Origin of the sequence: Tistrella mobilis (genome assembly GCF_041468085.1) — a bacterium.
Classification (GTDB): Bacteria; Pseudomonadota; Alphaproteobacteria; order Tistrellales; family Tistrellaceae; genus Tistrella; species Tistrella mobilis_A.
In genome coordinates this window covers 2175313-2194817 of record NZ_CP121017.1, presented here as the reverse complement: position 1 = coordinate 2194817, position 19505 = coordinate 2175313, and the positions used below count along the sequence as shown (strand labels likewise).

The following is a 19505-nucleotide window of genomic DNA, read 5'->3' as shown; positions in this document are numbered from 1 at the left end:
GACGATGACCGACATCCCCGCCACCGCCAGCCGTCGTCAGGCGGATCACGACCGGAACGGCCGCACCCCCGAAGCCTGGAAAGGGGTGGCCGGCGAAGGCTGGCTGCGCGCCCTGCTCATTGCCCTTGCCGTCGGCATCTCGGGGCTGTTCCTGGTGGTACCGCTCGCGGTGATCTTCGCCCAGGCCTTTGCCGCCGGTATCGGAGGATGGACCTCGAATGTCGTCGCCCCCGACACGCTGCATGCCATCGGGCTCACCATCCTGACCGCGATCGTGGTCGTTCCGATCAATATCGGCTTCGGCCTCGCCGCTGCCTGGGCGATCGCCAAATTCACCTTCCCCGGCCGCAAGCTGCTGATGACCGTGATCGAGCTTCCCTTCTCGATCTCGCCGATCGTGGCCGGCGTCGCCTATCTTTTCGTCTACGGCGCCCAGGGCCTGCTGGGGCCGACGCTCGATGCCGCCGGCATCCAGGTGATGTTCACCATCCCGGCGATCTTTCTGGTCAGCCTGTTCGTGACCAGCCCGTTCGTCGCCCGTGAACTGGTGCCGCTGATGCAGGCCCAGGGCACCGACGAGGAAGAGGCTGCCATCACCCTCGGTGCCTCGGGTCTCAAGACCTTCCTGCGCGTGACCCTGCCCAATGTGAAATGGGCGCTGCTCTACGGCGCAATCCTGTGCAATGCGCGGGTGATGGGCGAATTCGGTGCGGTGTCGGTGGTTTCCGGCAATATCCGTGGCCAGACCAACACCCTGCCGCTGCAGGTTGAACTGCTCTACAACGACTATAATGCCATCGGCGCCTTCGCCGCCGCCTCCACCCTCACCGTGCTCGCCCTGGTCACCATCCTGGCCAAGCTGATTGTCGAGCGCCGGGCGGAAGGGGCCATCCGCCGCCGCGGCGGCGGTCACTGAGAGGCCGCGACCAGCTCCATGAACCGCGCCGCCGGCGCCGTCACCGGTGCCGCCCGGTTGCGGACGATCTCGATCGACGACCGGTAGGCGTAACGCTCGGGCAGGATCGGCCGGATACGGCCGGCATAGCCGGGCCGGCGGGTGAAGTGGGTGGGCAGGAAGGCCAGATAACGGCCTGACAATACAAGGATCGCCAGGGCCTCGACGCTCTGGGCCTCGGCGGTGAACACGAAGCCGCGATGGGCATCGGGGGTCTGCTCGGTCGAGACATAGCCGCGATGGGCATGTTCGGCGGCCCGGACCATCTCGGGCGTCGGCGCCGCAACATCGAACAGCGGATGACCCGCCCCGGCACAAAGCTCCATTTCCACCTCGCAGGCCGGTGCATAGGTGAACTGGGCAAGCCGGCGCGGGAAATAGCCGATCGCCAGATGCGCCGCACCGCCCAGCACCATTTCTTCCAGCCGTGCCGGTGATGCCGTATCGATGCTGACCCGCACCCCCGGCGCCCCGTCCCTGAAACGCGCGATCAACGTGCTCAGGCTGAAACTCGGGTGGGTGATCAGATTCTCCATCACCGCCAGGTTCAGCCTGCCGGTCATCCCCCCGCCCAGACTGCCGATCCGGGCCTGGAAATCCTCGATCTGGGCAAACAGCGCCTGGGCCGCTTCATGAACACGACGGCCATCCTCGGTCAGCGCGAATCCACCCCGGCCACGCCGGCACAGCACCACGCCCAGCCGCTTTTCAAGCGTGCCGATCTGGATGCTGATGGTCGAGGCGGCGACATTGAGCGCCGCTTGCGCCGGCGCAAAGCCACCGGCTTTCACGACCGCCAGGAACACGCCCAAAAGCTTCAGATCCACCGTCGACAGGCTCGGCAGGGCCATGACGCGTTTCCTTTGATCATTATCGAAACGAGATTTATCACATCGATATTTATCGAAGCAAACCGGCCTTCTACGCTCAATCCAGAGGCATAAGACCAAGGGAGGCCGGACCTCAGATGACCGACACCATCACACCCGCATCCGCAGCGCCCGCCGGGGCACGCCCCGAAGGCTCGCGGCTGGATCCCGCCCTGGCCGAAGCGATCCTCGCTTCGGTGAAACAGGGCTTTGCCGAACAGATCGCCTTCACGCAGGATCTGATCCGCCTGCCGTCACTGCGTGGCCGTGAACACACCGCGCAGGACTTCATGGCAAAGACGCTGCGCGACCGCGGCTATGCGGTCGACCGCTGGGCGATCGATGTCGACGAGATCTGCCATCACCCCGGCTTTTCGCCGGTGAAGGTCGATTATCAGAATGCCCTCAACGTCGTCGGCACCCACCGGCCGCGGAACGAGACCGGGCGCTCGCTGATCCTGAACGGCCATATCGACGTCGTGCCCGAAGGGCCGCACGACATGTGGACCAATCCGCCCTACGAGCCGGTGATCGAGGGCGACTGGCTCTATGGCCGCGGGTCGGGCGACATGAAGGCGGGCATCGCCGCCAATGTCTTCGCCATGGATGCCCTCCGGCGCCTGGGCTATCAGCCGGCCGCCACCGTCCATGTCCAGTCGGTGACGGAAGAAGAATGCACCGGCAATGGCGCCCTCGCCTGCCTGGTACGCGGCTATCGCGCCGATGCCGCCATCATCCCCGAACCGGAAGACGATAAGCTGGTGCGGGCCAATGTCGGTGTGATCTGGTTCAAGGTCACCGTGCGCGGCATTCCCGTCCATGTCCGCGAAGCCGGATCGGGTGCCAATGCGATCGAGGCCGCCTATCGGCTGATGCAGGCCCTGCGCCGGCTCGAAGCCGACTGGAACGAACGCAAGACCGCCCATCGCTATTTCGAAGAGCTGGATCACCCGATCAATCTCAATTTCGGCAAGATCGAAGGCGGCGACTGGGCGTCGTCGGTGCCAGCCTGGTGCACCTTTGATTGCCGGATCTCGATCTATCCCGGTGTGGATCCCCGCGATGCCGCCGCCGAGATCGAAGCCTGCCTGTCGGACGCCGCCAAGGCCGATGCCTTCCTGGCCAACAACCCGCCCGAGATCGACTACAACGGCTTCTTCGCCGAAGGCTATGTGCTGGAAGAAGGCAGCGATGCCGAAAAGACCCTGGGTCGCGCCCATGCCCGCGCCTTCGGCCGGGGGCTGGAGAGCTTCGTGACGCCCAGCTATCTGGACGGTCGTGTCTTCGTGCTCTACGGCGACTGCCCCTGCCTCGTCTATGGCCCCGTCACCGCCGATGTTCACGGCTTCGACGAACGGGTCTCCCTCGCCTCCATCGAGCGTGTCACCGGCGCCATCGCTCTCTTCATCGCCGAATGGTGCGGCCTCGAACCGCTCGATCAGTGACCTGATATATGCAATGAACCTGAACCGATGCGCGAATCGCACCCGGTTCAGGTTCGCCGTTTTTCTGGAACGCCGATCGATTTTTCGCGCACTTAAAAGAATTGCTAAGATTTTCCCGGCAGGATGATCGTCACTGAAGCCGGTCACCGCCGCAGAGCGGGCACCTATACCAACACGTCCTTATGTGACGCCATAATGCATATTATGGCCAGGGCGAAGAAGGGAGTGTCCCCATGTCCCGCACCGTCATCCCTCCCCGTTCCGATCGCCGCCCCCTTGCCCGCGCCGCCGTGCGGGAGCCGCTGCCGCTGGCGATGAAGGCGGGCCTCGCCGCCGGCATCGCCCTTGCAGCCCTCTGTCTTGCACTGCCCGTGCGTGCCGACGGGCCGCCGGCGGAGCTGGAAGCCGGATTGACCAAGGTCGATGCCGGCGTGATGCATCAGCTGGTGACCGATCCCGGCATCATCGCTGCGATTCGTGCCCAGAACGCCGCCCATGCCGGCCTGAGCGAGGCGGACATCCTGGCCAGGGACAAGGCCTGGCGGGCGGAGGTCGGCGCCGCCAGCACGCCCACCATCTCGGGTGTCACGTCCAATCCGGCATCGGCCATCCTGCACAAGGCCAAGGACGCGTCAGAGGGGCTGATCACCGAGGCCTTCGTCATGGACAACCGTGGTCTGAACGTCGGCATGAGCGACGTCACATCCGACTACTGGCAGGGCGACGAGCCGAAATGGCAGCAGACCTTCCTGAAGGGCCCCGATGGGCGTCATGTCTCTGACGTCGATTTCGACGACAGCAGCCAGACCTACATCATCCAGCTCAGCGAGCCGGTGATCGACCCCGACAGCGGCAAGCCGATCGGCGCGGTGACCCTCGGCCTCGATGCCGAGGCGCTCGGCAACCTCTGACGGCCGCCGCCTTTCCGAGTCCCTGATCGTTCCAGCCCCTGTGCCTGCCGACGGCCGCGATCTCTCTCCGGATCGCGGCCGCCCGGATACCCCGTGCCCAGACGCCCCTTGCCCAGACGCATTTTGCCCAGACGGAGGCCCGAAACATGTCCCCGAATCTCCGCCGCCGCACGGTGAAACTGCATCTGCGCATCACCATCATGACCGTGATCATGGTCGGCCTCGTTCTCACGGCCATCGGCCTCCGGGAAGCCTTCAGCCGGGCCGAGGCGCTCTCGGATGCCTTTCGTCGGTCGGACCGGACGCTCACCGACATGCTTGCGGGCCAGGTGTCGGGCGGCGTGCAATACGCCAAGGCATCTGGCATCCAGACGATCGTCGGCCCGCTGATGGAACGCGACGGCAACCGCCTCGCCTCTTTTGCCGCCTTCTCCCTCGACGGCAGCCGGATCGTCGGCATGGATGATCCACGCCTGACCGCAGCCGATCTGGCCGCCCTTCACGGCCGCGCTGCCGCCGCACTCGGCCGCAGCGAGGCCTATGACGAAGAGACATCCGCAGCCATACTGCTCGTGCGGCCGGTTTTCGCCGGCAAGGATCAGAAGCTGGTCGGCGCCATCGCCGCCGCCTGGTCGCTTGCCGAGGTCGAGGCTGCAACCAGCACGGCCCTGTGGCAGAGCGCCCTTCTGACCGCCGCCGCCATGCTCACGCTTCTCATCGCCCTGATCCTGGGCCTGCGCACCCTGCTCGCCCGCCCGCTCGCCCGCGCGATCGGCGCCATGCGTGAGCTGGCAGGCGGCCACACCACCGTCGACCTGAACGGGCTCGACCGGCGTGACGAACTGGGCGAAATGGCACGGGCACTGCTGGTCTTCCGCGACGGCATGGCCGAAGCCGAACGCCTGCGTCAGGTCAACGATACCCAGCGTCTTCAGGCCGAGGCCGAGAAGGCTGCCGCCCTGGACCGTCTTGCCGCGGATTTCGAGCGCTCCATCGGCGAGGTGGTCACGGCCGTGCGGCAATCGTCGCAGCAGATGCGCGACACCGCCCGGGCCATGAGTGCCGGTGTCGATCAGGCCCGCGAGACCAGCTCGGGCGTCGCCGGTTCCGCCGATGAAACGGCCCGCAGCGTTCAGACCGTGGCCGGATCGACGGAACAGCTGAGCGCGGCCATCAGCGACATCCTCCGTCAGGTCGCAGAAGGATCCACCATCACCACCGAGGCGGTGGGCGAGGCCCGGCGTTCGAACCATACCGTGACCGGGCTGGTGGAGGCCGCCAACCAGATCGGCGAGGTCGTCCGCCTGATCAGCGACATCGCCGAGCAGACCAATCTTCTCGCCCTCAACGCCACCATCGAGGCGGCCCGCGCCGGTGAGGCCGGCAAGGGTTTCGCCGTCGTGGCATCGGAAGTGAAGAGCCTTGCCACCCAGACCAGCCGTGCGACCGCAGATATCGAGGCGCGCATCGCCCAGATCCGCACGGTCGCAAGCGAGGCCGCATCGACGATCAGCCGCGTCGGCGCCACCATCGACCGGATCAGCCAGGTGGTCGATGGCATCTCGGGTGCGGTCGACAGGCAGCGCAGCGCCACCAGCGAGATCGCGGCCTCGATCAGCCAGGCGGCCGCCGGCGCCGGCCGGGTCAGTGCCGAAATCGGCCGCGTGTCACGCAGCGCCGAAGATGCCGGCACCATGGCCCGGCGCGTGCTCGACACCTCGACCGCCCTGGTCGAGGAGGGCCAGCAGCTGACCGTCCGCGTCGGCGCCTTCATCCGTCATATCCGCGAGGCCTGAGCAGCGGCCACAGGCACCGGGGCGCACCCCGGGGACCCCGGGCAGCCATGCCACCGGCGCATGGCTGCCGCCCTGGCCCTGGTGAATATCCCCGGCCTCCTGACATGATTTGCCACGTGACGATCAGGCATCCGTGCACTATTTGTTCGTGTGCTGCCCTGCAGCGCGGGGCGCTGGAACGACATCCGGCCGGCGAGGCACATGGTGCGGGATCAGATGCGCGACACCACCAGACTGATCAGCGTCCGCGGGGCGCGGGAACACAATCTCAAGGACGTCGACGTCGATATTCCGCGCGACCGGCTGGTGGTGATCACCGGCCTCAGCGGCTCCGGCAAGTCGTCGCTCGCCTTCGACACCATCTATGCCGAAGGTCAGCGCCGCTATGTCGAAAGCCTGTCGGCCTATGCCCGTCAGTTCCTGGAGCTGATGCAGAAGCCGGATGTCGAGCGTATCGACGGCCTGTCGCCCGCCATTTCGATCGAGCAGAAGACCACCTCGCGCAATCCGCGCTCGACCGTGGGCACCGTCACCGAGATCTACGACTATATGCGCCTGCTCTGGGCACGGGTCGGCATCCCCTATTCTCCCGCAACCGGCCTGCCGATCGAAAGCCAGACGGTCAGCCAGATGGTCGACCGGATGATGGAGATGGGCGACGGCACCCGCCTGCTGCTGCTTGCCCCCGTGGTGCGCGGCCGCAAGGGCGAGTACCGCAAGGAACTGGCCGAGCTGATGAAGCGCGGCTTCACCCGCGTGAAGATCGACGGCGAGATTCACGAGATCGAGGACGCGCCCGCGCTCGACAAGAAGCGCAAGCATGATATCGAGGTCGTGGTCGATCGCATCGTCATCCGCGACGGGCTGGGCAACCGGCTGGCCGACAGCGTCGAGACCGCGCTCGATCTCGCCGACGGCATCATGATCGCCGAGAATGCCGACACCGGCGACCGCACGACCTTCTCGGCTCGCTTCGCCTGCCCGGTTTCCGGCTTCACCATCGACGAGATCGAGCCCCGGCTGTTCAGCTTCAACAATCCCTATGGCGCCTGCCCGGATTGCGACGGGCTGGGGGTGAAGAGCCATTTCGACCCCGAACTGGTGGTGCCGGACCCGTCGCTGGGCCTGCGCGAGGGCGCGATCGCCCCCTGGGCCAAGTCGACCACCCAGTTCTACAACCAGACGCTTGCCGGCATCGCCGCACACTACAAGGTGACGCTGACCCAGTCCTGGGAGAAACTGCCCGACCGGGTCCGTCAGGCCATCCTGTTCGGCAGTGGCGAAGAAGCCATCAAGATCCGCTATGAAGACGGCGCGCGCAACTATACCGTCGACCGCCCCTTTGAAGGCGTGATCCCCAATCTGGAGCGGCGCTGGCGCGAGACAGACAGTGCCTTCATCCGCGAGGAACTGTCGCGCTTCCAGGGCAATCGTCCCTGTGAAACCTGCGGTGGTCAGCGCCTGAAGGAAACGGCACTCGCGGTCAAGATCGACATGAAGAACATTGCCGACGTCTCGGCGATGTCGATCGGCGAGGCCCGGTCCTGGTTCGGTGCGCTCGACGGCCGTCTCGATGCCAAGCGCCGGGAGATCGCCCAGCGGATCCTGAAGGAGATCAACGAGCGGCTGCGCTTCCTCACCGAAGTGGGGCTCGACTATCTCACCCTCGCCCGCGGCTCCGGTTCGCTTTCGGGTGGCGAGAGCCAGCGCATCCGCCTTGCCTCACAGATCGGCTCGCGCCTGACGGGCGTGCTTTACGTGCTCGACGAGCCCTCGATCGGCCTGCATCAACGCGACAACGACCGGCTGCTGGCCGCGCTGAAGGACCTGCGCGATCTGGGCAATTCGGTGCTGGTGGTCGAGCACGACGAAGACGCCATCCGCGCCGCCGATCATGTCATCGACATGGGGCCGGGCGCGGGCGAGCATGGCGGCAAGGTGGTCGCCGAGGGGACACCGGCGGAAATCATGGCCAACCCGGCCTCGCTCACCGGTCGCTATCTGACCGGTGCGAAGCTGATTCCGGTGCCGGAAGAACGGCGCAAAGGCACGGGCGAGGCCATCACCCTGGTCGGCGCCCGCTCCAACAACCTCCACGATGTCACCGCCAGCTTCCCGCTCGGCACCTTCACCTGCGTCACCGGCGTCTCCGGCGGCGGCAAGTCGACGCTGGTGATCGAGACGCTCTACCAGGCGATCGCCCGCCGGCTCAACGGTGCCCGTACCCATCCGGGCCAGCACGACCGCATCGATGGGCTGGAGCATATCGACAAGATCATCAACATCGACCAGTCGCCGATCGGCCGCACCCCCCGGTCGAACCCGGCGACCTATGTCGGCCTGTTCACCCAGATCCGCGACTGGTTCGCCGGCCTGCCGGACGCCAAGGCGCGCGGCTATAAGCCGGGCCGCTTCTCGTTCAACGTCAAGGGCGGTCGCTGCGAGGCCTGCCAGGGCGACGGCGTGATCCGGATCGAAATGCACTTCCTGCCCGACGTCTATGTCCAGTGCGATGCCTGCAAGGGCAAGCGCTATAACCGCGAGACGCTGGAGGTCCAGTTCAAGGGCAAGTCGATCGCCGACGTCCTCGACATGACCGTCGACGAGGGGCTGGACTTCTTCCAGGCCATGCCGTCGATCCGCGACAAGCTGCGCACGATCGCCGAGGTCGGGCTTGGCTATATCCGTCTCGGCCAGTCCGCCACCACCCTGTCGGGCGGCGAAGCCCAGCGGGTGAAGCTGGCCAAAGAGCTGTCGCGTCGGGCGACCGGGCGGACACTCTATATCCTGGACGAGCCGACCACCGGCCTGCACTTCGACGACGTCCGCAAGCTGCTCGAAGTCCTGCACACCCTGGTCGATCAGGGCAACACGGTGGTGGTGATCGAGCACAATCTCGACGTTATCAAAACAGCGGACTGGCTGATAGACATGGGCCCTGAAGGCGGGTCCGGCGGCGGCCACATCGTGGCCGAGGGCACGCCGGAGGATGTCATCCACAACCCCGCCAGCCATACCGGCCACTATCTGGGCCGGCATCTTGCCATGGAAAACGCAAAACGGGCCGGTGCGCGAATCATTTCAGCCGAATGAAAGATAGATGCCGGGTCAATTAAATCCATCTTCACCATAAATTTCGCCAGATTTGCGAGATTCCGTACGATTTTGCACCTGTTATCTACCTCGGACAGGCCTGAACGGGCTGATCGGGTAAAAAACGTTGACTGTGGAACGTCGGTGACTTGCCGTCACCGACGTCCTGTCATAGCGTGAGCACAGGACGGAACGCGCCGCGATCAGAACTGCGTGTCCGGACGGTAAGTTGAACGTGATGATCGGGACAGACCGGGGGTTTGCCACATGCTCGGAGCATCGGCGGCGAAGAACGACTCGTGCGCGCAACATCTGGAACCCACACGTCACGGAGATTCCGTCCATACATTGCCCGCCATACTCGCCGCCAGTGATCCGCGTGCCCCGGGCCTCGCCGGGCTTGCGCCCGACACGGCCGCCCAGGGCATCGCCCGCATCGGTCGCCGCCTGCTCACCGATGCCGCTCGTTCCGCCACCGGCGGCGACGCCGCCCATCCGACCCAGGCTCCGGCCCCGGCGGATATGGCGATGATCGCCGACACCATCGCCGATCTGATCTCGCGCGGGGCCCAGCGCCGGGAGCTCACCCAGCCGATGATCGCCCCGGCCGAAGCGCGCCGGCGCGCCGGCCTGGTCACCGCTCTGCTGGTCGGCGGCGCGCTGTTCGCCCTTACGGGGCGCGACGGGGTCACATCGGATGCAGCCCGGCCTGACGACGTGGCGGTGATCGTGGCCGCCCTCGGCCTTGCCGGTTTCCGTGCCGCCAGTGCACCGGCCGCCCTCGAATCCGCCAGCCGGGCGCCGCGCCGGGTCTGAGAAGCGGGGTCTGAAGCTACGGCTCCCGCTTGAGGGCCGGGCCCGACTGTAATATGTCCTGGGGCGACGGTTCGTCTCTGCCGTCGGCCACAGGAAAGGTTGGTGCCCGTGAAGACCTCTGCCCCGGTTCATATCGCTCCCGTCCATGTCGTGGGCGGCGGTCTTGCCGGTTCCGAGGCTGCCTGGCAGCTGCTGCAGTCAGGCGTGCCGGTGATCCTGCACGAGATGCGCCCGGTCAGAAAGACCGAGGCCCATGCAACCGACGGTCTGGCGGAACTGGTCTGCTCGAACTCCTTCCGGTCCGATGACGCCACCTCGAATGCGGTGGGCGTGCTCCATGCCGAGATGCGGCGCGCCGACAGCGTGATCATGGCCGCAGCCGATTCCCATCAGGTGCCGGCGGGTGGCGCGCTCGCGGTCGATCGCCACGGTTTCTCGGCCGCGGTGGAAGAACGGTTGCGTGCCCATCCGCTGCTTGAGATCCGCCGTGAAGAGGTGACCGGCCTGCCGCCGGCAGACTGGGGCCGGACGATCATCGCCACCGGGCCGCTGACCTCCCCTGCCCTTGCCGAGGCGGTGCGCGCCGCCACCGGCGAGGACAGCCTCGCCTTCTTCGACGCCATTGCGCCGATCGTGCACCGGGACAGCATCGACTTCGACATTGCCTGGATGCAGTCGCGCTACGACAAGCCGGGGCCGGGCGGCACCGGTGCCGATTATGTCAACTGCCCGCTGGACCGGGAGACCTATGAAGCCTTCATCGCCGCGATCATCGGCGGCGAGAAGACCGACTTCAAGGAGTGGGAGAAGTCGACGCCCTATTTCGAAGGCTGCCTGCCGATCGAGGTGATGGCGGAACGCGGGCCCGAGACCCTGCGCTTCGGCCCGATGAAGCCGGTCGGCCTGACCGATCCGCGCACCGGCCGCTCGCCGCATGCCGTGGTCCAGCTGCGCCAGGACAACGCCTCCGGCACGCTCTGGAACATGGTCGGTTTCCAGACCAAGCTGAAATACGGCGAACAGAGCCGGATCTTCCGGATGATTCCGGGTCTGCAGAATGCCGAGTTCGCCCGGCTGGGCGGCATCCACCGCAACACCTTCATCAACAGCCCGCGGGTGCTGGACGGGGTGATGCGGCTGAAGGCGGCCCCGCATCTGCGCTTTGCCGGCCAGGTGACCGGCGTCGAAGGCTATGTCGAAAGCGCGGCCATGGGCCTGCTGGCCGGCCGCTTCGCTGCGGCAGAGGCACTGGGGCAGGAGATCGTGCTGCCGCCCGCCACCACCGCCATGGGCGCGCTGCTCGCCCATATCACCGGCGCCGCGAACCCCGAAACCTTCCAGCCGATGAACGTGAATTTTGGCCTGTTCGCGCCGCTCGAAGGCAAGATCCGCAAGAATGAGCGCAAGCAGGTGATGGCCCGCCGGGCGCTCGAAGACATCGCGGCCTGGGCCGATGCCCGGCCCGTGGCCGCCTGAGGACGGATCCGCCGGTCTCAGCCCCGGGCAAGCAGCAGGGTGAAAGCCCGACGTGCCGGGCTGAGCACGGCCGGGGCCGTGAACGGATCATGACCCGCCCGTGCCAGCCGTGCCAGATGCACCCGGGCGAGTGCCGCCTGCCCCGCCACAGGCCGCGGCAGGCGGCCGGCCTTGCGGGCATCGGCGATCAGCGCCCCGGCACGCCCGGCCAGATCTGCGACGATGGCGGCAATCGCGGTCGTTACCGCCTGGTCGCGCAGATGCGGTTCAATCACCTGGCCCGTCCCCAGACCGGCCGCTTCCATCCGGTCGCGGGGCAGCAGCACCCGCCGCCGCCGCGCCTGATGCGGCAGGGCTCTGAGCACACCTGCCAGACCGAAGCCGGTACCGACCGCCTCGGCCGCATCCAGCCGTGCGCCATCGGTTACCCCAAGTACCCTGGCCTGCAACCGCGCCAGCTGTCCCGCCGTGTCGCGGGCATAGGCTTCGACCGCAGCGGCATCGGCAAAGGGTGCCGGTTCGAAATCCACCTCGCGGGCATCGATCATCCGCTCCAGCCGGTCCCGCGGCAGATCATGGGCCGCGATCGCCGGGGCCAGAAGATCGATCACCTGATGGCGCCGCGGCGTGCCGGCCTCGATTCCGTCCAGGGCTTCGCGCCACCATTGCAGGCGGATGGCGCCGATCATGGTTTCGCTCACCACCTCGGCGGTCTTCGCGGTCTCGAAGGCAAAGCCGAGCAGAGCAACCAGATCGGCACGCCGCTCCGGATCGGCCAGCATCAGGCAGGCGAAGCGGTCCGGATCCAGCCTGGTCAGCTCGTCTGCGCTCGCCGCCAGCGCCGCTGCGCGTTCGGTATCGGAAACCGTGGTCATCCGTCTCTCCGGGCCGGGCTTGTGAGCCGAAGCGTGCTCCGGCGGGTTTCGGCCGACCATATAGGCTTCGGGGGCTCCACCGCAAACCGCGTGATGCTATTCTGAAAGCGCGCGACCTTCCTCATCCCGGATCCCTTCCCTGCCGGAGACCCGCCGCCGATGACGGCTGATGCCGATCCACGCCCATCCGCCGTCGCTACCCGTCTGACCGTGGCGTCCGCCGCCCCTGACCGGGTAACCCTGCCGGTGCGCGCGCTGGCCGCGGGGCGCGAGGATTTTCCCGTGCTGGGGATGGCCGCCCCTCCCGGGCCGGGCCGGATGGCGGTTCAGGCCTTCTATCGGGCAGCACGGCGGCTCGACGACATCGCCGACGACCGCAACCTGCCGAAGGCCGACCGTCACGCCGCGATTGCCGCTTTCACGGATGGTCTGGAGGGGGACGGTCAGCCGCATCTGACGGCGACGCCGGCCGCCGACGAACTGCGGCGGCTTGCGGCCGAGGCGGCCGCCGCCTTCGCACAGGCTGGCATCGACATCACTCCGTTGCGCGATCTGGCCGAAGCCTCGCGTCGCGATGTCGACGGGTTCGTTCCGGCAGACTGGGCGGCACTCGACGGCCATTGCCGGTTGTCGGCCGCGCCGGTCGCCCGCGTGTTGATGGCGGTGTCCGGCGACCAGGATCCCGCCCGTCGCCAGGCCGGCGACGATCTGGCCGTCGCCCTTCAATTGCTGAACCACATTCGCGATCTGGGGGCCGATTATCGCACCGCCGGCCGGGTCTGGCTGCCGGGCAGCTGGCTGGCGGATGCGGGGCTCGGCGCCGCGGTGCTGGGTGCGCCTGCGGCACCGCCGCGCCTGCTCGCCGCGATCGGGCGGATGCTGGAAGCTGTGGACGACCTGCTCGACCGGGCGCGGCCGCTGCTCGCCACACCGGTGCGCCGGCTGCGCATTCAGGCTGCCCTCACGCTCGGCATAGCCCGCCGCCATCGTCGCCGCTTCACCGGTGCCGACCCCCTGGCCCGGCGCATCCGACCGCGCCGCAGGGACTGGGCAGGCGCCCTTGCCGATGCCGGCCTGGCGGCCCTGCGGGTGCCGGTGCCCGAAAGCCAGACCACCGGCAGCAGCTTCGGCATGGCCATCCGCCTGATGCCATCGGATGGCCGGCCGGCCATGCAGGCCCTCTATGCCGTCAGCCGGCTGGTCGACGACATTGCCGACGGCCATGCACCCGCCGCCCGGCGGCGGCAGCTTCTGGACGCGATCGATGCGGATCTGCTGGCCCTCGGTGCCGACCATGCGCCGACCGGGCGCGATGCGGCGCTGCTCCACCATGCCGTCCGGCACCATCATCTGCCGGTCGATGCCCTTCGACAGATCGTCGCCGGCTGCCTGAGCGATTGCAGCGATCATCCCGGCGGTGCCCCTGCCTGGGCGGATCTGTTGCGCTACGCCGATCGCGTGGCCGGCGCCGTCGGCGAGGCAGCCCTGGTGGCCTTCGGTGTCCCCCGGGCTGCAGGCCGGGCCTATGCCCGTCATCTGGGCCGGGCGCTCCAGCTGACCAACATTCTGCGCGACATCGACGAGGATGCGATCCATGGGCGGATCTACCTGCCGGCAGAGGCCCTGATGGCCGCCGGTGCCGATCCACGGGCGGCACCCGTGGTCATTGCCGAAGGGCCCGCCCGCCTGCCCGCCGCACGCGCCCTTGGCCATGCTGCCCGCGATGCCTTTGCTGCCGCAGATGCCGCCCTGCCCGATGATCCGCATCTGCGCCGCCGTCTGCGCCCGGCCATGGCCATGGCCGATGCCTATCGCGGCCTGCTGGCGGTGCTGGAGGCGCGGCGCTTCGCCGCCCTGCCCCCGGATCTGCGCCGGCAGCTGAAACGGCGGGCAGTCCGCGCAGCCCTGCGCCACGCCGTGCTTGCCCGGATCGGCGGCTGACCGCCTTGCCCGCTCGTCCCCCGCGCCCGACCCGCGTCCTGGTTGCCGGCGCCGGCATTGCCGGCCTCGCCGCGGCACTCGATCTGGCCGAAGCCGGGCTGACGGTCGAGCTGCTGGAGACGGCGCCCCAGGCCGGCGGCCGCTGCCGGTCCTTCGACGACCCGGTCACCGGCCATCGGCTGGACAACGGCACCCATGTTCTGCTGGGGGCCAATCCGGCCGCGCTCGATTTCGTGCGCAGGGTCGGCGGGCGGTTTCGCGAGCTGCCGGCCATCTATCCCGCAGTCGCCCTTGATGGCCCCGGCGGCGAGGTCACCGGCCGGCACGAGATCCGGCTCGGCAGCCCGATGCAGCTGATGCGCAGCCTGGGGCTCGGTGCGGGCGATCTGCTGGCCCTTGCCGGCCTTCTGCTCGACGGCCGCGTGAACGGCCCGCTCGGAACAGCCCGCCCCGGCCTGCTCTCGCGCAAGCTCGGTCAGGCGGTGCTGGCTCCGCTGGTCCGCGCCGCGCTCAACATCGATCCCGCGGCGGCCGATGCCCGGCTGGTCGCCCGCATGCTTCGCCGGCTTGCGCTCGCCGGCCCCCGCGGCTTCCGGCTGCACCTGGCCGAAGGCGGGCTGGATGCCGCCTTGATCGCCCCGGCAGTCGCGCGTTTGCGGGCACTGGGCGTCCGCCTGCATCCGACCACCCCGCTCGACCGGCTGCCGCCGCCCGACCCCGACCGGATGATCGTGCTCGCCCTGCCGCCGGCGGCCGCCCACCGCCTGCTGCCCAACATCACGGTGCCCCGCACCAGCTCCGCCATCCTGAACATCCACTACGCCCCGGATCGGCTGCCCCCCGGCATGCCAGAGGCGCTGATGGTGACCGGCGGGATGGCCGACTGGATCTTTCATCGGGACGGCATCCTGTCCATCACCACCAGCGCCGCCGATGCGCTGATGGACCGGCCGGCAGAGGTGCTGGCGGCAACCGGCTGGGCGGAAATCCGGGCCGGCCTCGCCATGGCCGGGCTTTCGGCCGCGATGCCGCCGGTCCGGGTTGTGAAAGAGAAGCGGGCAACCATGCGTCACGATCCGGGCGGCGAGGCGCTGCGCCCGGGCCCTGTCGATCGCACCCGCCCCCGGCCGGATGTCGTGCTCGCCGGCGACTGGACCGCCACCGGCCTGCCGGCCACGATCGAAGGCGCGGTGGTCTCGGGGCAGCGGGCGGCAGCGGCCGTGCTTCGCCGTCGCTGATCCGGCGCACCATCGGCACATAACAACCCGTGACATGTCGAAGGCAGCCCTTGGCCCGGACCGCGACTCGCCCCATATTCGGGCGGAACGGTGACCCGCATGACGCCTCCTGGCGGAACCGGGTGGCTGTGGAGGGGTTCTGCCGGAAACACCCCGCCTGGTTCCATTCCGGTCTGGTGTCGGGCACCCTCCGGCTCGACCGGCGATCAAGCCCGACCGATGGTTGGCACAAGGTGGAGTTTCGCGGTATCACCCCATCGGGCTTTCTCCAGCGACATGCCGGTCAGCGGCATGCGGTGGTAAAGCCTGTCATCCGGCGGCAGCCCACGACAAGAGGGGTCCGCCGCCTGGGCATAATGACAATTGAGGACGAGGATCGTCATGGCGTTCGAACTTCCCGCCCTGCCCTACGACAAGACCGCTCTGGAGCCGCATATCTCGGCCCAGACTTTCGAGTTCCATCACGGCAAGCACCACAACACCTATGTCGTGAACCTCAACAAGCTGGTCGAGGGCACCGATCTCGCCGACGCCAGCCTCGAAGACATCATCGTCAAGAGCCGCGGCGATGCGGCGAAGGCCGGCGTGTTCAATAACGCCGCGCAGGTGTGGAACCACACCTTCTTCTGGCATTCGATGAAGCCCAATGGCGGCGGCGCCCCCTCGGGCGATCTGGCCAGCCGGATCGATGCCGATTTCGGCGGTCTCGACAAGTTCAAGGAGGCGTTCAAGAACGCCGCCACCACCCAGTTCGGCTCGGGCTGGGCCTGGCTGGTGGTGAAGGACGGCAAGCTTGAGATCGTGAAGACCGGCAATGCCGAAACCCCGGTCGGCACCGGCGCCACGCCGCTGCTCACCATCGACGTCTGGGAGCATGCCTACTACCTCGACTACCAGAACCGTCGCCCGGATTTCGTCCAGTCCTTCCTGGACAACCTGGTGAACTGGGACTTCGCGGCCGAGAATCTCGCCAAGGCCTGATCCGGCCGGCGCAGCTTCCCCTGCACGTAAAAACCCCCGCCCGGGCTGCCGGGCGGGGGTTTTCGTCTGGCGCCGTTCTGTGGTCAGAGAACGATCAGGGCAGCCGCCGCCTTGCGGTCTTCCATGGTCATGACGTTGTAGGTGCGGGCGGCGGCGCCGGTATCCATGCCTTCGACACCGATACCGGCCGCCTTCAATGCATCGCGCAGCGGCCGCGGTACCAGCTGGGTGCGCGGGCCGCAGCCGATGATCAGCACCTCGACCTGCCCGGCGCGGCCGGCGGCAAGCACCGGCTCCAGGCTCTCCACCGTAGCGGTGGCAAGATCCACTGCCTGCCAGGCCTCGACCACGCCCGGCATCACCAGCACCGAATGCGGAAAGATCTCGCCGCCGATACGGAAGCGGCCTTCCGCATAGCCCTGCACCACCTTGGCGCCGTCGGCGAGCTTAGGGGTCAGGTCCATCATCGGTGAATACTCCGGTCCGAGAGGAAAGGGCGGGGGTGGCGGCGTCAGGCCTTCACCTCGGCCTCCGCCTCACCCTCTTCGTTGCCATCGGTGCCCACCCGGCCCCGCTGGCGCTTCTGCAGGTTCAGATAGACCAGGATCGGCACCGCGATGAAGATCGTGGAATAGGTGCCGATGAACACGCCCGCGATCATTGCGAAGGTGAAGCCCGCAAGCGCGGAGCCGGCCACGAAGTAGAGCGCGAACAGCGCGATCAGCGTGGTGAACCCGGTCATGATCGTTCGCGCAAGCGTGTCGTTCACCGCCCGGTTCAGCAGTTCCACGATGGTCATGTCGCGGTACTTGCGCAGATTTTCGCGCACCCGGTCGAAGATGACCACCGTGTCGTTCAGCGAATAGCCGATGATGGTCAGCACCGCGGCGACACTGGTGAGATTGAACTCATAGCCGGTCACCGCATACATGCCGATGGTCATGATCACGTCGTGGAACAGGGCCGCGACGGCGCCCACGCCGAACTGCCATTCAAAGCGGAACCACACATAGATCATCATGGCCGCAATCGCGACCACGAAGGCAATCACCGCGCCTTCAATCAGTTCCTGCCCCACTTTGGGGCCGACGAATTCGGCGCGCTGGATCTGGATGTTCGGGTCGACCTTCTCGGACAGGGTCTGGCGCAGCGCCTCGACCATCCGGCCCTGCGCATCGCCCTCGCTGGCATCCTGGCCAAGGCGGATCAGCACGGCGTTGTCGGCGCCGAAATTCTGCAGCGACACGTCACCGAAGGTGCCGTCTCCCAGCGCATCGCGCATCGCCGCCAGATCGGCAGGGCCCGAGGTCTGGACTTCGACCAGCACGCCGCCGGTGAAATCGATGCCGAAATTCAGCCCCTTGCCGACCACCAGACCAATGGTGGCGATGGTCAGAAGGGCGGTGAAGACCAGGGCCGCGATCCGGTGGCGCAGAAAGTCGATATTGGTCTTGCCGGGGTTGAGTGAGAACTTGAACATGTGATCGATCCCGGCGCGGTCAGAGGGCAAGGGTCTTCGGACGCGCCCGATGCAGCCAGCTGGCCACAAGCAGGCGGGTCACGAACACGGCGCTGAACAGCGTGGTCAGAATGCCGATCGACAGCGTGACCGCGAAGCCCTTAACGGGGCCCGAGCCGAACTGGAACAGCAGCGCCGCGGCAATCAGCGTGGTGAGGTTGCTGTCGATGATGGTGGTCATCGCCCCCTTGAAGCCGGCCTCCACCGAGGCGATCACGGATCGGCCGGCAGCGCGTTCCTCGCGGATACGCTCATAGATCAGCACATTGGCGTCGACCGCCATGCCCATCGTCAGCACGATGCCGGCGATACCCGGCAGGGTCAGCGTCGCCTGCAGGGCCGACAGGGCCCCCAGCAGCAGCACCAGATTGGCGAGCAGGGCGATATCGGCATAGATGCCGAGCCGGCGGTAGTAGAACGCCATGAAGGCAATGACCAGAACGAAGGCCAGCACGCTCGCGAATTCACCACGGGCAATGGCGTCGGCACCGAGGTCCGGGCCGACGGTGCGCTCTTCGATCACGGTCAGCGGCGCCGGCAGAGCACCGGCACGCAGCAGGACGGCCAGATTGTTGGCTTCCTGAACCGTGAAGGTTCCGGAGATGACGCCCGATCCGCCCAGGATGGGCTCGCGGATCACCGGTGCGCTGATCACCTTCTCGTCGAGCACGATCGCCAGGTTGCGACCGACATTCTGCTGGGTGGCCTCGCCGAAACGGCGGGCGCCGACGCTGTCGAAGCGGAAGCTGACCACCGGCTCGTTGTTCTGGAAGCTGGGCTGGCTGTCGGTCAGGCGTTCGCCCGAGACCAGAACCCGCCGCTGGACCACATATCTGGTCGGCTGACCGCCGGGGCCGGTGCCGTCGAGCAGTTCCGAGCCCGGCGGCAGACGGCCGCCTGAGAGCACCTCGGCCGCGCTGACCGTGGGGTCGAGCAGGCGGAAGCTCATCTTCGCGGTGGTACCGAGCAGGGCCTTGATCTCGCCCGGATTCTCGACGCCGGGCAGCTGAACGATGATCCGCTCGTCGCCCTGGCGCTGAATCGAGCTTTCCCGGGTGCCGAGTTCATCGACGCGCCGACGCACGACCTCGATCGACTGGGCGAGCGTCTGGTCGCGGCGATGGGCGATCTCGGCCTCGGTGAAGGTGGCGCGGATCACGCCGCCATCGGTCGACACGTCGAGCCCGGCATTCAGGCTGCGCATGGCATCCGCGATCCTGCCGGCATCGGCGGCATCACGCGCCCGGACCACGATGGCGTCACCATCGACGCCGATCGCCGCGTAACCGGTTCCGTCTTCGCGCAGCTTCGACCGCACATCATCGGCCACCGAGGCCAGGCGCTCACGCAGCACCGCCCCCATCTCGACTTCGAGCAGCAGATGCGAGCCGCCGCGCAGGTCGAGCCCCAGGCTGAGGCGCTGTTTGGGCAGCCAGTCGGGCAGCGCATCCAGCGTCTGCCGGCCGATCAGGTTCGGGGCGGTGAAGAGAACGCCGATCAGGCAGATGCCGATGATCAGCGCCGTCTTCCACTTGGCGAATTGCAGCATGGATACCGTCGTCTGGGCGGAAGGCGGAGAGGCGGCGGGAA

Annotated in this window: 16 protein-coding genes; 10 read left to right on the top strand and 6 right to left on the bottom strand. The window is 67.6% G+C overall.

The window, feature by feature from the left end; genetic code table 11:
• Positions 1-4: 4 nt before the first annotated feature.
• A complete protein-coding gene (cysW, locus tag P7L68_RS15710; RefSeq protein WP_372006566.1) occupies positions 5-916 on the top strand; it encodes a sulfate ABC transporter permease subunit CysW in 912 nt (303 codons plus the stop codon).
• Here cysW and P7L68_RS15705 read toward each other — a convergent pair.
• A complete protein-coding gene (locus tag P7L68_RS15705) occupies positions 910-1806 on the bottom strand; it encodes a LysR family transcriptional regulator (protein WP_372006565.1) in 897 nt (298 codons plus the stop codon). The genes cysW and P7L68_RS15705 overlap by 7 nt on opposite strands.
• Positions 1807-1922: 116 nt before the next feature.
• Between P7L68_RS15705 and P7L68_RS15700 the strand changes: the two genes are divergently transcribed.
• From P7L68_RS15700 to trmFO, 6 genes are all read left to right on the top strand, one after another.
• Positions 1923-3269: an ArgE/DapE family deacylase gene (locus P7L68_RS15700; RefSeq protein WP_372006564.1), complete on the top strand. Its 1347-nt coding sequence runs from the start codon at positions 1923-1925 to the stop codon at positions 3267-3269.
• Between the two features lie 233 nt (positions 3270-3502).
• Positions 3503-4180, top strand: a complete 678-nt coding sequence (locus P7L68_RS15695) for a hypothetical protein (protein ID WP_372006563.1) — start codon at positions 3503-3505, stop codon at positions 4178-4180.
• Between the two features lie 146 nt (positions 4181-4326).
• Positions 4327-5976: a methyl-accepting chemotaxis protein gene (locus P7L68_RS15690; protein WP_372006562.1), complete on the top strand. Its 1650-nt coding sequence runs from the start codon at positions 4327-4329 to the stop codon at positions 5974-5976.
• 216 nt (positions 5977-6192) lie between these two features.
• On the top strand, positions 6193-9069 hold the full coding sequence (uvrA, locus tag P7L68_RS15685) for an excinuclease ABC subunit UvrA (RefSeq protein ID WP_372006561.1): 2877 nt from the start codon (positions 6193-6195) through the stop codon (positions 9067-9069).
• Between the two features lie 348 nt (positions 9070-9417).
• Positions 9418-9885 carry a hypothetical protein gene (locus tag P7L68_RS15680; protein ID WP_372006560.1) on the top strand — a complete coding sequence of 156 codons (468 nt, stop codon included), beginning with the start codon at positions 9418-9420 and terminating at the stop codon, positions 9883-9885.
• 108 nt (positions 9886-9993) lie between these two features.
• A complete protein-coding gene (trmFO, locus tag P7L68_RS15675; protein WP_372006559.1) occupies positions 9994-11361 on the top strand; it encodes a methylenetetrahydrofolate--tRNA-(uracil(54)-C(5))-methyltransferase (FADH(2)-oxidizing) TrmFO in 1368 nt (455 codons plus the stop codon).
• A 17-nt stretch (positions 11362-11378) separates the two neighbouring features.
• Here the strand turns inward: trmFO and P7L68_RS15670 are convergent, their stop codons facing one another.
• Positions 11379-12236, bottom strand: a complete 858-nt coding sequence (locus tag P7L68_RS15670) for a phytoene/squalene synthase family protein (protein ID WP_372006558.1) — start codon at positions 12234-12236, stop codon at positions 11379-11381.
• A gap of 159 nt (positions 12237-12395) precedes the next feature.
• Here P7L68_RS15670 and P7L68_RS15665 point away from each other — a divergent pair, with 159 nt between their 5' ends.
• Complete coding sequence (locus P7L68_RS15665; protein WP_372006557.1) at positions 12396-14177, top strand: squalene/phytoene synthase family protein; 1782 nt, start codon at positions 12396-12398, stop codon at positions 14175-14177.
• 5 nt (positions 14178-14182) lie between these two features.
• Positions 14183-15415, top strand: a complete 1233-nt coding sequence (locus P7L68_RS15660; protein ID WP_372006556.1) for an FAD-dependent oxidoreductase — start codon at positions 14183-14185, stop codon at positions 15413-15415.
• A 206-nt stretch (positions 15416-15621) separates the two neighbouring features.
• On the opposite strand, the gene P7L68_RS15655 is transcribed toward P7L68_RS15660, so the two are convergent.
• The gene (locus tag P7L68_RS15655; protein ID WP_372006555.1) at positions 15622-15798 is read right to left on the bottom strand and encodes a hypothetical protein; all 177 of its coding nucleotides are present in this window, start codon (positions 15796-15798) and stop codon (positions 15622-15624) included.
• Between P7L68_RS15655 and P7L68_RS15650 the strand changes: the two genes are divergently transcribed.
• Entirely contained in the window at positions 15797-16396 is a 600-nt protein-coding gene (locus P7L68_RS15650) for a superoxide dismutase (protein WP_372006554.1), read from the top strand. The two genes, P7L68_RS15655 and P7L68_RS15650, sit on opposite strands and share 2 nt — an antisense overlap.
• Positions 16397-16479: 83 nt before the next feature.
• Here P7L68_RS15650 and P7L68_RS15645 read toward each other — a convergent pair whose 3' ends face one another.
• From P7L68_RS15645 to secD, 3 genes are read right to left on the bottom strand one after another with little or no spacing between them, the layout of a single operon-like run.
• The gene (locus P7L68_RS15645) at positions 16480-16863 is read right to left on the bottom strand and encodes an Mth938-like domain-containing protein (protein WP_372006553.1); all 384 of its coding nucleotides are present in this window, start codon (positions 16861-16863) and stop codon (positions 16480-16482) included.
• 44 nt (positions 16864-16907) lie between these two features.
• Positions 16908-17876, bottom strand: a complete 969-nt coding sequence (secF, locus tag P7L68_RS15640; RefSeq protein WP_372006552.1) for a protein translocase subunit SecF — start codon at positions 17874-17876, stop codon at positions 16908-16910.
• Positions 17877-17895: 19 nt separating this feature from the next.
• Positions 17896-19464: a protein translocase subunit SecD gene (secD, locus tag P7L68_RS15635; protein ID WP_372006551.1), complete on the bottom strand. Its 1569-nt coding sequence runs from the start codon at positions 19462-19464 to the stop codon at positions 17896-17898.
• Between the last annotated feature and the right edge of the window lie 41 nt (positions 19465-19505).

Bases quoted from the DNA above. Each gene is read 5' to 3' on its own strand.
- cysW (WP_372006566.1), top strand. From the start codon at position 5: ATGACCGACATCCCCGCCACCGCCAGCCGTCGTCAGGCGGATCACGAC.
- P7L68_RS15705 (WP_372006565.1), bottom strand. From the start codon at position 1,806: ATGGCCCTGCCGAGCCTGTCGACGGTGGATCTGAAGCTTTTGGGCGTG.
- P7L68_RS15700 (WP_372006564.1), top strand. From the start codon at position 1,923: ATGACCGACACCATCACACCCGCATCCGCAGCGCCCGCCGGGGCACGC.
- P7L68_RS15695 (WP_372006563.1), top strand. From the start codon at position 3,503: ATGTCCCGCACCGTCATCCCTCCCCGTTCCGATCGCCGCCCCCTTGCC.
- P7L68_RS15690 (WP_372006562.1), top strand. From the start codon at position 4,327: ATGTCCCCGAATCTCCGCCGCCGCACGGTGAAACTGCATCTGCGCATC.
- uvrA (WP_372006561.1), top strand. From the start codon at position 6,193: ATGCGCGACACCACCAGACTGATCAGCGTCCGCGGGGCGCGGGAACAC.
- P7L68_RS15670 (WP_372006558.1), bottom strand. From the start codon at position 12,236: ATGACCACGGTTTCCGATACCGAACGCGCAGCGGCGCTGGCGGCGAGC.
- P7L68_RS15665 (WP_372006557.1), top strand. From the start codon at position 12,396: ATGACGGCTGATGCCGATCCACGCCCATCCGCCGTCGCTACCCGTCTG.
- P7L68_RS15650 (WP_372006554.1), top strand. From the start codon at position 15,797: ATGGCGTTCGAACTTCCCGCCCTGCCCTACGACAAGACCGCTCTGGAG.
- P7L68_RS15655 (WP_372006555.1), bottom strand. From the start codon at position 15,798: ATGACGATCCTCGTCCTCAATTGTCATTATGCCCAGGCGGCGGACCCC.
- P7L68_RS15645 (WP_372006553.1), bottom strand. From the start codon at position 16,863: ATGATGGACCTGACCCCTAAGCTCGCCGACGGCGCCAAGGTGGTGCAG.
- secF (WP_372006552.1), bottom strand. From the start codon at position 17,876: ATGTTCAAGTTCTCACTCAACCCCGGCAAGACCAATATCGACTTTCTG.
- secD (WP_372006551.1), bottom strand. From the start codon at position 19,464: ATGCTGCAATTCGCCAAGTGGAAGACGGCGCTGATCATCGGCATCTGC.